16 protein-coding genes are annotated in these 14,521 nt (G+C 63.7%); 1 reads left to right on the plus strand and 15 read right to left on the minus strand.

All coding sequences use genetic code 11. The features are described 5' to 3' along the window. Positions 1–72 precede the first annotated feature (72 nt). The 14 genes from IPL75_20405 to IPL75_20470 form a co-directional block, all read right to left on the minus strand. Positions 73–444, minus strand: coding sequence for a DUF1028 domain-containing protein (locus IPL75_20405; protein MBK9242555.1), 372 nt, complete (start codon positions 442–444; stop codon positions 73–75). Beyond that, positions 441–836 (minus strand): DUF1028 domain-containing protein, encoded by a 396-nt coding sequence (locus IPL75_20410; protein MBK9242556.1) that lies wholly within the window; start codon positions 834–836, stop codon positions 441–443. The genes IPL75_20405 and IPL75_20410 overlap by 4 nt, the downstream gene beginning before the upstream one ends. Continuing rightward, positions 833–1,288: an SRPBCC family protein gene (locus IPL75_20415; protein MBK9242557.1), complete on the minus strand. Its 456-nt coding sequence runs from the start codon at positions 1,286–1,288 to the stop codon at positions 833–835. Before IPL75_20415 ends, IPL75_20410 begins: the two co-directional genes overlap by 4 nt. 6 nt (positions 1,289–1,294) lie before the next feature. Next, the gene (locus tag IPL75_20420) at positions 1,295–2,203 is read right to left on the minus strand and encodes an alpha/beta fold hydrolase (GenBank protein ID MBK9242558.1); all 909 of its coding nucleotides are present in this window, start codon (positions 2,201–2,203) and stop codon (positions 1,295–1,297) included. Between the two features lie 12 nt (positions 2,204–2,215). Then, complete coding sequence (gene ychF, locus IPL75_20425; GenBank protein MBK9242559.1) at positions 2,216–3,319, minus strand: redox-regulated ATPase YchF; 1,104 nt, start codon at positions 3,317–3,319, stop codon at positions 2,216–2,218. Between the two features lie 9 nt (positions 3,320–3,328). Next, positions 3,329–3,871: a DinB family protein gene (locus tag IPL75_20430; protein MBK9242560.1), complete on the minus strand. Its 543-nt coding sequence runs from the start codon at positions 3,869–3,871 to the stop codon at positions 3,329–3,331. A gap of 42 nt (positions 3,872–3,913) precedes the next feature. Beyond that, positions 3,914–4,468, minus strand: coding sequence for a DUF4287 domain-containing protein (locus IPL75_20435; GenBank protein MBK9242561.1), 555 nt, complete (start codon positions 4,466–4,468; stop codon positions 3,914–3,916). A 167-nt stretch (positions 4,469–4,635) separates the two neighbouring features. Further along, positions 4,636–5,613, minus strand: a complete 978-nt coding sequence (locus IPL75_20440) for a dienelactone hydrolase (GenBank protein ID MBK9242562.1) — start codon at positions 5,611–5,613, stop codon at positions 4,636–4,638. Positions 5,614–5,772: 159 nt separating this feature from the next. Then, complete coding sequence (locus IPL75_20445; protein ID MBK9242563.1) at positions 5,773–7,323, minus strand: SDR family oxidoreductase; 1,551 nt, start codon at positions 7,321–7,323, stop codon at positions 5,773–5,775. Between the two features lie 4 nt (positions 7,324–7,327). Then, on the minus strand, positions 7,328–9,508 hold the full coding sequence (locus IPL75_20450; protein ID MBK9242564.1) for a carbohydrate binding family 9 domain-containing protein: 2,181 nt from the start codon (positions 9,506–9,508) through the stop codon (positions 7,328–7,330). Positions 9,509–9,543: 35 nt separating this feature from the next. Then, a complete protein-coding gene (locus tag IPL75_20455; GenBank protein MBK9242565.1) occupies positions 9,544–10,983 on the minus strand; it encodes an NCS1 family nucleobase:cation symporter-1 in 1,440 nt (479 codons plus the stop codon). Continuing rightward, complete coding sequence (locus IPL75_20460; GenBank protein MBK9242566.1) at positions 10,983–12,101, minus strand: NAD-dependent dihydropyrimidine dehydrogenase subunit PreA; 1,119 nt, start codon at positions 12,099–12,101, stop codon at positions 10,983–10,985. The genes IPL75_20455 and IPL75_20460 overlap by 1 nt, the downstream gene beginning before the upstream one ends. 30 nt (positions 12,102–12,131) lie before the next feature. Next, positions 12,132–12,323, minus strand: coding sequence for a helix-turn-helix transcriptional regulator (locus IPL75_20465; protein MBK9242567.1), 192 nt, complete (start codon positions 12,321–12,323; stop codon positions 12,132–12,134). Next, positions 12,320–12,751, minus strand: coding sequence for a hypothetical protein (locus IPL75_20470; protein ID MBK9242568.1), 432 nt, complete (start codon positions 12,749–12,751; stop codon positions 12,320–12,322). The genes IPL75_20465 and IPL75_20470 overlap by 4 nt, the downstream gene beginning before the upstream one ends. A 111-nt stretch (positions 12,752–12,862) precedes the next feature. Here IPL75_20470 and IPL75_20475 point away from each other — a divergent pair, with 111 nt between their 5' ends. Continuing rightward, on the plus strand, positions 12,863–13,240 hold the full coding sequence (locus tag IPL75_20475) for a DUF1801 domain-containing protein (protein MBK9242569.1): 378 nt from the start codon (positions 12,863–12,865) through the stop codon (positions 13,238–13,240). 324 nt (positions 13,241–13,564) lie between these two features. On the opposite strand, the gene IPL75_20480 is transcribed toward IPL75_20475, so the two are convergent. Further along, positions 13,565–14,518 carry a hypothetical protein gene (locus IPL75_20480; GenBank protein ID MBK9242570.1) on the minus strand — a complete coding sequence of 318 codons (954 nt, stop codon included), beginning with the start codon at positions 14,516–14,518 and terminating at the stop codon, positions 13,565–13,567. Positions 14,519–14,521 lie beyond the last annotated feature (3 nt).

Genomic DNA, 14,521 nt, shown 5'->3' on the forward strand with positions numbered 1-14,521 from the left:
GGGTCCAGAGTCCAGAGTCCAGGGTCCTGGAATTTCGTAGCGCGGCCTGGGTCTCAAGGCCGCGGACTTTGCCTACCCTTGCGGGAAGCGCTTGGTCAGGATTCGGCGCATCTCGTTGATGGGCTCGGTGTGGTCGTCCACCTGAAGTCGCAACACGACGTCGTTGTGCAGCCACGGGCCGCCGTCCTTTTTGACGATGAGCATGGCAGCCGATTGCATGCCGCGCGTGTCGCCACCAGCGGCCTGGCCTGCCTCGAGCGCAGCCTGCAGCCGGAAAGCGAGACGGCCCTTGGTGGTCTCAAATGCCTTGACCATGTTTTCAACCACGGCGGGACCGGCGAGGATATTGCCCTGCGCCGTGCACATCACACCCTGTTTGTGTCCTGCCCAGGTGCTGGCCTCCGGCCCTGTGAACACGGCCGTCTCACCCACCGGATTGATCACGGCAAACTGCCGGCCTGCCTTGGGCCAGGGCGATCGCGCAGACCGGGGTCGGGATCGCGCTCCCAGATTTGCTTCACGATGTCGGCCGGCTTGAGGCCCTTGCGCAGGAGTTCCAGCGCCTGCGGGCCATAACTCACGTCAACGATCGCCTGTGTGGCCGCAGCGCCCACGCCGGCCTCGGCCCACAACACACCGTTCCCCACCGAGAACACGCGCGACTGCACCGCGCCACCGAGTTCCCCCGACTCAGGGTCATAGCCCAGAATGGAGAACGTCGCGACCGGATCTTCCGGCAACTTCGGACGCTGCGACGCGGAGGAATGCGAGACGGCGATGGCCGCGACTGCAGCCATGACCAACAGAACGCGACGGCTGAATGTGTGTGTCGTCATCGAAAGACCTCCCGAATCACCTGCTCACGATAGTCGAAGATACGGCTGACCTGGCGCCGGACGATGGGCAACACGATCTCACCCATCGGCCACAGCGGCAACTGGTACTGCACATGGTCAAGCACTTCGGTTCCGTCCGCATTCTCCACGAACCGGTGGGTATGAATCCACTGCCGATACGGGCCCTTGATCTGTTCATCGACGAACAGGACGGGCGGCTCCCAGGTGGAAATCAGCGTCTGCCAGCCGAAACGGACACCGAAGAGTGCCAACCGGTAGTCGAGCCTGGTGCCCTGCTTCATGACCACGGGCCGCGGTGTCAGGATGTGGAAATTGAGTTCGGGCGGCGTGATGCGCTCCAGATTGCCGGCGTCGGCGAAGAACGCAAATACCTCATCAATCGGCCGATGCACCACGACGCGGCGACTGAGATGGTGGGATATTTCGACCATCGCGCCTCAGCGCCGCACGGCGCCAGGGCGCGTGATGAACTCCGCTACGGCGCTCACAAAAGCTGCATGCGTATCTTCGAGCTGAGCCGCGTGATCACCACCCGGCAATTGGGTCCATTGCTTCTGGGGCGATGCGATCTTCCCAAAGAACCTCGCTGTCACGTCGGCAGGCACCCCTGGATCCCTCGACCCATGCAGCACCATCGTCGGCACCGTGAGACGCGCGGGATTGAGGGCGTTGAATTCGTCTTCGCGGATCCAGTCCACGCGCACCGGGTCGGCGGCCACGGCTTGTGCGGCGAACGCCTTCATGACGGCGGGCGGCGTCACGGCCGGAGAGATGAAATCGCTGAGTGCGTCTTCGGCGGTGGTCTTCACGAAAGCCGGACGCTCAGGCACGGGCAGCGAGGCGTACTTCAGGCCCGGATCCATGGTGAACCCAAACAGGATGAGTGCCGAGAGCGAGAGCCCAGGGGTTTGTGCGGTCAGGTGGGCCACCGCCCCACCCTGCGACCAACCCAGAAGTGCGGGCGGAGGGAGCGTCGGATGTCGCGCAGCTACCCAGCGCACCACCGCGCTCACATCGGCTGCGGCGCGACGCGGGGTGAGGAAGCCGGTGGCGTCGCGGCGGGTCTCGCCGTAACCGCGCAGGTCCACCGCGTAGGCGGCGATGCCCTGAGCGGCGAGCGAACTGAGCACGGAACGCTGCAGGCCGGGTACCTGGAGATCGAAGTCGGGGCGACTGCTCCACGTGCGGCCGTGCACAAGCACGATGGCCGCGCGCGGCGTGGCCGGACCGCGGGCCCACACGGCGAGCGGATGGCTGTCTGAGAGGACTGTGTGGCGCACCGGCGGCGCCTGGGCCAGCGCAGTTGCGGGCACGGAAAGGGTGAGCAGGAGCAGGCCCGCAAGCACGATGCGCCCAGTCTACACGTTGAATTTGAAGAGCAGGACGTCGCCGTCGGCGACGACGTATTCTTTGCCTTCCATCCGGTACAGGCCCTTGTCGCGAGCGGCTGCGACCGAGCCACACGACACCAGGTCCGTATAGGCCACCGTTTCGGCTTTGATAAAACCGCGTTCAAAGTCCGAGTGGATCACGCCTGCCGCCTGCGGCGCCGTGTCTCCCGCATGGATGGTCCACGCGCGCACTTCCTTTTCACCAGCGGTGAAATACGTGCGCAACCCGAGCAGGTGGAACGTGGCGCGAATCAGGGACCCGAGACCACTTTCAGCGACGCCCAGTTCCTTGAGGAAGGCCTGCGCTTCGTCGGGCTCCAGATCGACCAGGTCGCTTTCGATCTGCGCACTGATGACCACCGCTTCGCACGCAAGGTGTGTCTTGACGTACTCGCGCACCTTGATGACGTACGGGTTGGAGTCGGCGGTGGCCAGGTCGCCTTCCTTCACGTTGCACGCGAAGATGGTCGGCTTGTCGGTCAGGAGGAACAAGGCCCGTGACAGGGCCCGTTCTTCCGGTGTGAGGTCCACCATCAACGCGGGCTTGCCGGAGTCCAGCACCGGCTCCACTTTCGCCAGCGCGATTTCTTCGGCGGCCGCAGCCTTGTCGCCGCGTTTGACGTCCTTGGCCAGACGCTCACGCCGCTTCTTGACCGAATCCAGGTCCGCGAGAATCAGCTCGGTGTTGATGATCTCGATGTCGCGCACCGGGTCCACCGTGCCGGACACGTGGTGCACGTCTTCGTCCTCAAAGCAGCGCACCACCTGCACGATGGCGTCTACTTCCCTGATGTGCGTCAGGAACTTGTTGCCCAGGCCCTCACCCGTGCTCGCGCCCTTGACCAGGCCAGCAATGTCCACGAACTCGATGGCCGCGGGAATCACCACGTTGGTCTTGGCGATCTTCTGCAGCTCGTACAGCCGCGCATCGGGCACGGTGACAATCCCCACGTTGGGATCGATGGTGCAGAACGGGTAGTTGGCCGCCTCGGCTTTCCGGGTGCGTGTGACGGCGTTAAAGAGCGTGGACTTGCCCACGTTGGGCAGTCCCACAATTCCGGCTCTGAGCATGGCGGCGCTTCAGTTCCTGGTGGCCGGAGTGGCCATACGCGCCTGACGCGCGCGCGTCAGGTGAGGGACAACGCCGACCAGGCGCTGGCAGACCATCAGCTGCGCGCGATGGTGCATCTCATGTTCCTTGGCGCCCATCAGCATTTCAAAACGCGTCTTGGAGGGCGGATCGATCGGCGCCGGGAAACCCACGCGCTCTGCCAGGTCGGCCTCGCTCAGAGAGTCGAGGAAGCTGGCAAACGCCTCGCCTTCGGTCTCGAGCGCCTGAAGCACAGCTTCGCGTGTGTTGCAGGCCTGCTCAAAGGCCTTTGAGGCGCCGATGTAGGCGCCGAAGTCCTCGAAGGTCACAAACGTCTTCTTATCCTCGCCGTGCAGCTTCAACTGCCAGGTGGTGTAGCCGGCCAGATGCGCCAGGATTTCGTGAACGCTCATGGACTCGGGCGTGGCGCGAAAGCCCCACTGCTCGGCGGGAATATCCATCGCCACCTGAATCGTGTTCATGCGAACGGTGCGAAACGCCCGCCCAAAGTCAGTACCGGAGTAACAAGTCATAGCCCTCCATCGTACACCAGGGCGACTGGGGAACTGGGGAAGTTAGGCCTTTTCGTAGGCGTCTTTGAGCCAGGTGGTCAGGGCCTTGTCGATCTGGTCGGGCGATTCCACCCTGACGCGGTGGGTGCACATGGCATTAAACGACCCCGACGCCTCAAGCCGGCCGGAGGGCGCGACGCCCTTCAGGTTGAGGCCCACGTCGAGGCGGGTCTTGGTGGTGGGCTGGATGAGGGCGAACTGCTTGGACCGGCGGAGCGATACGTAGGTCTTTTTCGGCGAGACTTCAACGTCTTTGCCAAAGGCGCTGATGGCCTTGATGAGTTGGTCGTACATCGGCTTGAGCGCGGCCTTTTCCCCGGCGTACTGCGCGGCCACCAGATCATCGCCGGACGTGGCATCCTCGCCCACCAACCCGGCCGCCGAATGGGCCACCAGATTCGCGTATCCGTGCCCCAACTGATGGGTCTCTTTGAGGAACGAGACGATCTCGCCGTGTTTCTTCGCCCCCAGTCCCTTGACGACCGCCACCCACTGGGCAAGCGTCTTTCCCGTCTTCTCTTCCAGGTTCTTGATCATCGTTGCCGTCGCGGGATCCATCAGACCTCCTCCTTCAACGCAGGACACCCCTGCTGAAGACCTATTACCCAGGTTGGGCCCCGACCATTAATTAGGAACTTGGGAAATTCGGAACTGAGGAACTGCGGGCTCCCATCTCCCCACTTCCCCACTTCCCCAGTTCCCCACTTCCCCAGTTCCTAAGTTCCTCATTTGCGCTTAAAGCGGTCCTTGGCTTCGAGCACCCCAAGCCCCCCGTCGCCATCTAGCCATGCCCTGGCGGCGGCGTCCTGGCGGAGGAAGGCATCCCAGAAAGCGGTGCTCAGGGCCATGATGACTTTGTGGTGATTCGGGTTTCGCTCCACGCGATCGCCGGGCAGATCGCGATCGGTGAACGCCGAGTGCTGGCCGTCGAACAGCACGAGTTCGTACTTGTTGCCGGGCGGGAGCGCCGGAAACACCTGGAGCCGCGACTCGACCGTGGCCCCACCAATCAACGACTCATCTCGCGTGCCTGTCATCAGGAACCAGGGAATGGCGACCTTCCCGAAAGCAGCCTGTGGGTTGCCGGCCGCAGGCACACTGGGGCTCATCACGATGGCGGCCTTGATGCGAGCATCGGTCAGGCGGAGCGTCGGAACATTGCTCGACTGTCCGCTCACCGCCTGAGTGGTCACCCCACCAAACGAGTGGCCCGACATCCCGACGCGCGTCATGTCCAGCCGGCCGCGCAATGGGTGGCCGGCGTCCCCGTTCCAGCTCGTCAGTTCGTCCAGCACGGCCTTCACATCCTGGGCCCGCAGCAGGTAATTTTCGGCGTTGGCCGCGCGTCGCATGACTCCCAGGCGTCGAAGGGGCGCCACATCCTGCCAGACCGACTCGTCGCTTCCCTTGTGCTGAAGAAATACGGCGACGTATCCCCGTGCCGCCCAATGCCGTCCGAGGAACGCCGAGCCCGTTCGCGCGCCTCCCAGGCCGTGGCTGAACAGCACGACAGGCGCCGCACTCTGGCCCGGAGGCAAATACACGAGCACCGGAATATCTCTCTTGCGCCCATCGTCTCGCACGACGAGATCACGAGGCTCAGGCCGCGCCGCACCCTGGAGCGCGAGCGGATTGTAGAGTTGCGCGGCGAGTGTTGCGGATGCCGCTAGAGCGAGCCAGAAGCTTCTCAGTAGAGGGATCATCAGACAGCCTGCCCCGTAGCGTAGTGGGGAACTTGGGAAATTGGGAACTTGTGAACTGAGGAAATGGTGAACTGGGGAGATGGGGAATTGGGAGTCCGCAGTTCCTCAGTTCCCCAGTTCCCCAGTTCCTAAGTTCCTAATTGACGTATGTCACCAGTATCACCAGTTCGTTGGCTTGTAGTCCTTCAAGAACTGTCCCCACACGTGAACGCCGGTGTTGATGCCCGTGATGATGGGATCGACGATGCGGGCGGCGCCGTCGACGATGTCGAGTGGGGGATGGAAGCGGTGTTCGGCGGTTTTGCGCGCCGCCACTTCCACCGGATCCTCGTCGGTCACCCAGCCAGTGTCCACACTGTTCATGTGGATGCCGTCGGTCTGATAATCAGCGGCGGCGGTACGCGTCATCATGTTGAGCGCCGCCTTCGCCATGTTCGTGTGGGGATGGCGGGTGGTCTTGAAGCTCCGATAAAACTGCCCTTCGACCGCCGAGACGTTCACGATGTGTTTGTCGCGGTTGTCGGTGCACAGCATCAGTGGCTTCAGACGCGCGTTGAGCACAAACGGCGCCACCGCGTTCACGAGATGCACTTCGAGCAGTTCCACTGCCGGCACTTCGTCCATCAGCAACCGCCACGAGTTGCGATCGCGCAGGTCAACCTGTTGCAGGTCCTGGTCGAGCCGGCCCTGCGGAAAGAGACTCTTCTGGGCCTGCAGTTCCTCTGGCAACAGCGCGACCTGCGACAGGGCGGCTGCGTGTGTGAGACCCGCAACATCAGAGAGGCTCGTCGCCAGGGCTCCCTGGGGCGCTTCGGGCAACAGGTGATACCCGCGCAGTCCCTCATACGCGCCCACGAGCCTGCGAACATGCTCGGGCATCGTGTGCAGCGCAGCGTTTTCGCCTTCCATCATGTGCGCGTAGAACTCGGGCGGCCGGCGCACGGTCTGGCACGCGTTGTTGACGATGAAGTCGAGGCGGGAGCGGGTGGAGAGCATCTCGCGGCAGAACGCTTCCACCGACGGCGTGTGGCGAAGATCGAGGCCAAACACTTCCAGCCGATGGCCCCATTGCTCAAAGTCAGGCTCGCTCGCGTAGCGCATGGCCGAGTCACGCGGGAACCGGGTGGTGACAATCAGGTGCGCGCCGGCGCGCAGCAACTTGAGGCCGGCCTGGTAGCCGATCTTGACGCGGCCACCGGTCAGTAGAGCCACGCGTCCAGTCAGGTCGGCCAGCTCCGTGCGCTTCCGGAAGTTGAACTCGGCGCACGGCGGGCAAAGCTGATCGTAGAAGTGGTGGACCTCGGTGAAGTGGGTCTTGCACGCGTAACAGTGACGCTCGTCTGCCAGATGCGTTTTGGCTTCTGCGCCTGACCCGTCGATGGGCTCGCCCTGTTCAGTGGCTGGCGGCGGGAAGAAGTTCGGCGTGGTGAACACCGGTTTGCGGCGCAGTTCGCGAATTCCCGTCTCCCCGCGCACGTGTTCGTCGCGCTGGATTCTCTCGACCTTGCGGAGGCGCGTGACCGCCTTCACCATCCGGCGGCGTGCGGCCTGATCGGGAATGTAGACCGCGCCCACGGCGATGAGGAGGCGCTTGCGTTCGTCGGGCGTCAGCGCTGCCAGCAGTCGGCGGTCGGCGGCAATCGACTCAAGAGTCTCGACCGTGGCCCGCAGGCGGGCAAGCAACGCCGCGTCGATGGCGTCTTCAATCATGCGCCTACCGCCTGAACTGGTACGCCAGCTTCACAAAGAACCCGTCTGAGGTGCGCCGCAGGGCTTCGGTACCAAATCGATTGGGATCACGTTCCTGACTCGCGCCATACCCAAGGAAGACCACCGTGCCTGGCGTCGGCTCAAAGGACAGCAGCCAGTCCGTGCGCAGTCCCTTGAACGTCTCCCCTGCGCGCACCTCCGACCGATACTCCGCAATCACACGGAAGAACAACGATCGTCGCGGCTGGTACTCGGCCTTGAGCCGCGGAATGGTGGACCTGGCAAACTCCGTGTCGTCCAGTGCCCGGTGGATGCGCGACGTCACAAAGCTCGCTTCGATGCGAGCCGACTGCGTGGGACGCAGTCCCAGCGAGGTGGTCACACGGGTTTCGCGGCCATCGGCGCTCTCGGCGAAGATCGCAGTGCCGCCGGTCCGCACTTCCACCTTGGCGTTGAACCTCTCAAAGACCGGCGTGGTGACAGAGAACGTGCCGCTGAAATTGGTCACGGCCTCGTCCTGCCCACTCGGATCAAAGTGCACGAAGTCGCGTGCAGGCCGTGCACTGAGCGACCACCCGCCGCGCATCGTCGCCGTGACGCTCAAGGACTCGCCGCCTTCGATGGCGTGCTCCTTGCCGAAATCGGCGTATCGCCAGATGCGCGTGGGACCGGCAAACGTCGTGATGCCCTCCACGAGCGAACCGCGCTTGCCGTAGTAGCTCAGCCGATTAAAGGCCTGGAACTCCACGATGTTGTTGCGCGGCACAAAACCGGACGCGGCTTCGAACCCTTCTCCGAGGCCGCCCAGCTTGTAGTGGAATCCCCATGTCCTGGCGGTGCGGTCGGCCTCGATGTTCCACATCGGCGCCGACACGGCGCCGCTGCCGTTGTCCGTCCACGATCCACCCACCTGACCAAGCACGTAGTAGAGCTGTTTGAAGACGATGCGCGCGTCGGCGGCCAGCACCCGATTGGACCCGCCATCGGCGGTGCGATCGGTGTAGGTCACGCCTGCCAGCGAGTCACGGCCCACATCGCGACGGATGCGCGCCAGATTGACCCATGTCCAGTCGGGTCCGGCTTCGTCCATGGCCGAGAGGAATGCGAGCCCCGTGCGGCCCACCTTGCCGGTGAATTTGGCGCCCGCAATCGGGTCGGCAATGCGCCGCGTGTAGACCAACTGCCCGGGCGTCGCGAACAGTTCAATCCCTTCGAGGAAGAATGGGCGCTTCTCGGCGAAGAACAATGCGAAGCGTTCGTTGACCGTCACCTGGGCGGCATCTGACTCCACCTGGCTGAAGTCTGGATTGACGGTGGCGTCCAGAGAGAGGTTCGTGAACCCCAGGCGCACGTTGACGCCCGGTTCGATATCCACGCCGCTGCGCGAGAACCGCCCATCGGCCTGGCGTGTGCCGTTGGTGGCACCGGTGACGAAGGGCTGCACTTCGGTCACCACGCCGCGCTTCATCTCGTACAGCCCGGTCATCGTGCCGGTCTGGCCCAGGAAACTGGCCACGCGCTTCGCGTCCGTCCACGTGTCTTCACGACCCGTGCGCTGGGTCTTGCGGAGCACGTTGATGCCCCATTTCACCTGGTCGGCCGAAGGGTACCTGAGGCTCTTGAACGGGATGCGCACTTCCACCACGTATCCCTCAGGCGTCAACTGGCCGCGTGAGTCGAACTGATAGTCGGGGCTGAGGTCTACGACGCCGCCAAAGGTGCGGCCGGCGCTGAAGGCGCCTTCGGTCTGCACACCGTCTTCCTGCGCGCCCAGGGGATTCACACCGAAGACAAACGCCCGCCGCCGATCGTTGAACGTGTCGAGGTAGATGCGGACGGAGTCTTCGCGATCGAGGTTGTCGCGATCGGCCTGCGTGGCCCGCACCGATGACGGATCCGAGTCGTGGGCGATGATGCCGAAATGCAGCGCCTCGGGTGAATACCACACCAGCACTTCGGTGCGTTCACTGGCCCGCTGGCTGTCTACAGGACGGTATTCGGAGAAACCCGTGAGCCTGGCGGCCTTCGACCAAGCCGGCTCATCCAGCCGGCCGTCGATGACCACGGTCTCTTCAACACGGGGAATGGAAAACGTAGGAGACCCGGCGCCATCCACGGTGGCCGGGGTCTGTGGAGGCATGGCCGCCTGGGCCAACGCGAGCATGAGCAGGTATGGCAGTGTCATCTACAGCCATACAGCATATCGCTGACCACGACCGCTCACTTCATTGGCGTGCGCTCCGAGCGCATGAACGCGAGATACAAGACGAAGCTCAACGCAAAGGTGACAAACCACGCGTAGGTATACAAGCCGTCCAGGAAGCCGGGGTTGGGCACCTGTCCTCCTGGCGTCATGGCCGCGCGAACGAACCCCGGGGCCACCGGCAGGATTGCCAGCACGAGTGCCGCCACGGCCCGCCAGTTGGTGCCATTTGAATAGTGGTAACGGCCGCCAACCGTGAAGAGGTCGGGCACCGACAGTTGTTGGCGCCGCAGCACCCAGTAGTCGGCGATCAGGACCCCGCCGATGGCGCCCATCAGGCTTGAGTAGCCAATGAGCCACGTGAAGATGTAGGCCGACGCGTCTGCATACAGCTTCCACGGCATCATGGCGATGCCGATGAACGCCGTGATCAGGCCGCCTGTGACATAGGTAATGCGCCTTGGCGACAGGCTGGAAAAATCATTCGCGGGCGACACCACGTTGGCAGCCATATTCGTCGTCAACTGCGCGATCAGCACGATCAGCGCGCCGAAGATGATGACGCCTGGATTGCCGATACGCGTGAGCAGGACGACCGGATCCCAGATGGCTTCGCCAAATACCACGACAGTCGCGCTCGTCACCGCCACGCCGATGAACGCGAATAAGGTCATGGTGGTGGGCAAACCAATGGCCTGGCCGAGTACCTGTGAGCGCTGGCTCTTTGCGTACCGCGTGAAGTCGGGGATGTTGAGGCTCAGCGTGGCCCAGTAGCCCACGTTGGCGGTGAGCGCTGCGGGAAACAGGACCCAGAATGACGTTTGGCCTTGCTGGAGCCGGACGGAACCATCCAGGGCCGCGCGCAAGCCTCCGGTTTCTCCAACGGCCCACCATAACAACGCCACACCGCCGCCCAGCAGCAGAGGCGCGGACCAACTCTCCAGGCGGCGGATGCCTTCCAGGCCCCGCATGATGATCCACACCTGCACGAGCCAGAAGGCGGCGAACGCGATCCACTCACTGCCGGCGAGATTTCGCCAGGCCGGCCAGGCTGCCGTGAGCAAGGCGTCGAGAGCGAGGCCGCCAATCCAGGTCTGGATGCCGAACCAGCCGCATGCCACAAGTGCGCGGAGCATGGCCGGCAGATTCGCGCCCGTAGTGCCGAAACTCGCCCGGCACAAGACCGGGAACGACACGCCATACCTGGTGCCGGCGTGGGCGTTGAGCACCATGGGAATGAGCACGATGACGTTGCCCAGCAGAATCGTGAACAGCGCCTGTGCCCATGTCATGCCCTGCTGCATCAGGCCCGAGGCGAGCGTGTAGGTGGTGATGACCACGCTCATGCCGATCCACAACGCGGCGATGTTGTAGGTGGTCCAAGTGCGCGCTGACAGCGGCGTCGGCGCCAGGTCGGGGTTCCAGAGCGGGCTGCGCGAGAAATCGTCGGTGGGCATCAGTGTTTGTCGGGCGGCGACAGGGCGTAGCCTTCCGCTTCATGGCCGCCGTGGTACGCCTTGGCGTCGGGCCGCCGGATGTGGGAGTGCGTCACCACACGATCGCGGCGCAGGCCGCGGAAATCGTCGAGGCTTGAATAACCACGTTTCTCCATGAATGCGAGCATGTCGCCGGTGAGCGATGCGTTCACGTTCGGCCCAATCGCATGATCGAGCATGGCCGCCGTGCACACCTGAACGGTGCCGCAACCGAGCAGGAAGTAGTTCAGCGCGTGGGCGAACTCGGCGATGCCGCCAATCCCTGAAAACGCCCCATCGGGGAACGCCTGTGTGAGCTGCGCCATCTTGGCCAGCGACTGCGGCAGGATCGCCGGCCCGCCCAAGCCACCGCTCGAGGTGTAGCCGTCCACGTTCATCTCGAACTCGAGCGTCTCCGGATCGATCAGCGTGATCGACGGAAAGGTGTTCGACGAGACCACGGCATCAGCACCGCCGAGAAACGCACCTCGCGCTTCCACCACGATGTCCGTGGTGGAGGGCGTGAGTTTTGCCCACACCGGCACTGTGGCCACTTCCTTGACGACCTTGGTGACAATCGAAATCTGCGCCTGGTCCTTGCCGATGTTCGAGCCCATGTCCAGGCGGTCCATGTGCGGGCACGACAAGTTGAGTTCAAGGGCGTCGGCTCCTTCGTCCTGGCACGTCCTGGCCAGTGTCTGCCAGTGACGCAGTTCCTCGTCTGAGCCGGAGCCGGCCATGATCGAGGCCACCAGGATGCGTGTGGGATGCGCCTGCTTGATGCGCGCGATGCGCGGCGCCCACCAGTCGAGCGGCTTGTCGGAGATGAGCTCCCAGTTCCACGACGAGTGCAGCGCCATGCCCGGCCGTCGCTTCATCGAGAGATGTGGCGACTCGGGCATCGCGCGCAGGAACTTGGTCTTGGGGCCGTCCACATTGACCACCGGGTGCAGCCCGATGGTCTTGGTCACCACCCCGCCCCACCCCGCGTCAAACGCGCGCAGGATGTTGCTCTCTGATTCGGTGGGAGGCGCCGAGGACAGCAGGAATGGGTTCTCGAACCGCAGGCCGGTAAACGTCACGCCGAGCGAGGCAGCCATGGGTCTCTCCTCTACGCCGGAAAGACGCCACTATAGCGGATCGAACACGTCTTCGATGCGGCGGCCGAACAGTTGGGCGATCTTGAATGCCAGCGGCAGGCTGGGATCGTATTTGCCTCGCTCGAGTGCGTTGACCGTTTGGCGCGACACGCCGAGTTTGTCCGCCAGGTCCTGCTGCGACCAGCCGGCCTCGGCTCGTAGTACGGGAAGTGTGTTCTTCACTGGTACCGCCGTTTCGCGATCGCGACGCCAATCGCCACAAGCAGCGCGGGCGCCATCAGGAGATCGGGCGGATCCAGACGCGGGGTCCACACACCGGCCGTGCGCAGGTTCACGTACAGCGCTGCAACGGGGATGTACACCACCAGCGCGAAAGCCAGGCCTTCGAGGACGATGCGTTGCAGCATTTCGTCAAGGTCGCGCCGCAAGAGGCGCCAGAAGAGCGCCGCGGCAATCACCAGGGGCGCGACGGAAAGCACAGCCAGTGTCGCCGGGCCCCATGCGGGCAGTACGCCAGCTTTGGCGCCCATCCGAATCAGCAAGTTCCCGACCAGGGCGGCAACAAGCGCAAAGTAGTACGAGCCGAACAACGAGGCTCCGGGGTTCGTGGTCATCGGTTCTCCTTTGAGCGGGCTGAACGATTTGCCCACGACCGGGAGTGTAAAGCACGCTTGTCATTGTGTCAAGTGCCCTTTACACGTCCTGCTCCGAAAGTAGCGCGGCCTGGTTCTCAAGGCCGCGGCTCTTAGAATGGTCGCGCCATGAAACCCAAGCAGGCCGTTCCGACCACCATCGACGAATACATCGCGGGCTTCCCACCAAATGTGCGGCGCCTGCTAAGACAGGTCCGGGCCACGATCCGCAAGGCGGCGCCGAAGGCCGAAGAGAAGATCAGCTACCAGATCCCGACGTTCTTTCTGCACGGCAACCTGGTGCACTTTGGCGCGTTCAAGAAACACATCGGGTTCTACCCCGCGCCGATGGGGTTGAAAGAATTCGAAAAGGAACTGTCGAAGTACGCGGGCGCGAAAGGCTCGGTGCGGTTCCCTCTCGACCAGCCGATGCCGCTCGGGCTGATCACCCGCATCGTGAAGTTCAGGGTGAAGAAGAACCTGGAACGGGCGGCCGGCAAGAAGTGAACGCGCGCCGGTGATCCAGGCGATCTAAAGGACTTTCACCATGAAGTTCCATGAAGGTCCCTGAAGCAGCAAGACGGTCGCGGTGTTGGGAGCCCGGCTCTGCCGGGCTGCGCGATCGGAGGGAAGGCACAAACGAACGCAGCGCCAAAGGAAAACGACTGCGTTCGTTTGTGCCTTCCCTCCGATCGTGCCTGCCGCCTTTGGCGGCGCCCAACCCCGCGCTACTGACAACCGACGTCTTCTTCTCCCGAGTCTTCTTCTCTTCCGGACCAGCGGTCGTCTGGCTCCTTCATGGACCTTCATGGACCTTCATGGTGAGTGCTCTTAGAACTTCAGACTGAGGTGCGTTTGCGCGAACAACGCGAGGGCTTGGACGAACCTGGTCGCGAACGACGCGCGACTGTTCGCCGAGTCGCGGACGCCTGAGAAGTTGCACTCAATCTGCAAGCCGGGGATGGTCGTTGTGTGGCGGCTCGTGCTGTAGCCACCGCTGAAATAGTCATCCGCCCCAGGCGTGGGAATCGACGGACTCGGCACCGACGCGATGTCGGGTTGGAGGAATCCACCAAGGCTTGTCGGCCCACGCAGCAGTTCTGAAGACAGCAACGGCGATGACTGCGCTATCAGCCGGAGGCTGCTGGCCGACGCGACAGCCGTCGCATCCAGTTGCGCATTGGTGCCGTCGAGGGTGGACGCCGACAGCAGGTACCCAAGTTCAAGCCTCTGCTTGGCGTGGCCGTGCCCGTGCAGATCGATGTAGAGGCCTGTGCCCGACCGCAGCTGGACGGCCGCCATCGCCTGCTCGATAAACGCGTGGTACTCGTTCCAGGCCTGGATGGCCTCCGCGTTCCCGGCCGCGGCCTCAATGATCTCTCTGTTCGCATCAAGCTTCGTTCGACGAAGATGCACGATCACGAGGTGTGGTGCGCGGGCCGAGCGGCTTGTCAACGCCGATGAAATGGCGCGACCGAGGTCAATGGTGTTCAGGTCGGTGGTGTTGGTGCCGAATGTCCTGTCGGGAATGGATGCCGGTGTCAGTGCGCCACCGTGCGGCACGCTGATCACAATGGGCAGGTCGCCCGGGATGTACTCGATGTAGTTGTTCTTGCCGAAACACGAAACGCCGGACGTGCTGCAGGCGATGGGCGCAGGTGGTGGCGACGGGACCGGTGGCTGCGGCGTGGGCGGCGGTGCGGAAGGCGCCGCGGGGCCGGCGCACGACAGGGCGGCCGCGACGGCGACGTACTGGGCAAATGTGAGAAGTGTCCGCTTCTTCACTGT

This window comes from Acidobacteriota bacterium (genome assembly GCA_016716905.1).
In the GTDB taxonomy this organism is placed as follows: Bacteria; Acidobacteriota; Vicinamibacteria; order Vicinamibacterales; family SCN-69-37; genus SYFT01.

What these genes read in the sequence shown, in the direction of transcription:
- IPL75_20410 (MBK9242556.1), bottom strand. Translation starts at nt 836, where the DNA reads ATGACGACACACACATTCAGCCGTCGCGTTCTGTTGGTCATGGCTGCA.
- IPL75_20415 (MBK9242557.1), bottom strand. Translation starts at nt 1,288, where the DNA reads ATGGTCGAAATATCCCACCATCTCAGTCGCCGCGTCGTGGTGCATCGG.
- ychF (MBK9242559.1), bottom strand. Translation starts at nt 3,319, where the DNA reads ATGCTCAGAGCCGGAATTGTGGGACTGCCCAACGTGGGCAAGTCCACG.
- IPL75_20430 (MBK9242560.1), bottom strand. Translation starts at nt 3,871, where the DNA reads ATGACTTGTTACTCCGGTACTGACTTTGGGCGGGCGTTTCGCACCGTT.
- IPL75_20435 (MBK9242561.1), bottom strand. Translation starts at nt 4,468, where the DNA reads ATGGATCCCGCGACGGCAACGATGATCAAGAACCTGGAAGAGAAGACG.
- IPL75_20440 (MBK9242562.1), bottom strand. Translation starts at nt 5,613, where the DNA reads ATGATCCCTCTACTGAGAAGCTTCTGGCTCGCTCTAGCGGCATCCGCA.
- IPL75_20445 (MBK9242563.1), bottom strand. Translation starts at nt 7,323, where the DNA reads ATGATTGAAGACGCCATCGACGCGGCGTTGCTTGCCCGCCTGCGGGCC.
- IPL75_20450 (MBK9242564.1), bottom strand. Translation starts at nt 9,508, where the DNA reads ATGACACTGCCATACCTGCTCATGCTCGCGTTGGCCCAGGCGGCCATG.
- IPL75_20455 (MBK9242565.1), bottom strand. Translation starts at nt 10,983, where the DNA reads ATGCCCACCGACGATTTCTCGCGCAGCCCGCTCTGGAACCCCGACCTG.
- IPL75_20460 (MBK9242566.1), bottom strand. Translation starts at nt 12,101, where the DNA reads ATGGCTGCCTCGCTCGGCGTGACGTTTACCGGCCTGCGGTTCGAGAAC.
- IPL75_20475 (MBK9242569.1), top strand. Translation starts at nt 12,863, where the DNA reads ATGAAACCCAAGCAGGCCGTTCCGACCACCATCGACGAATACATCGCG.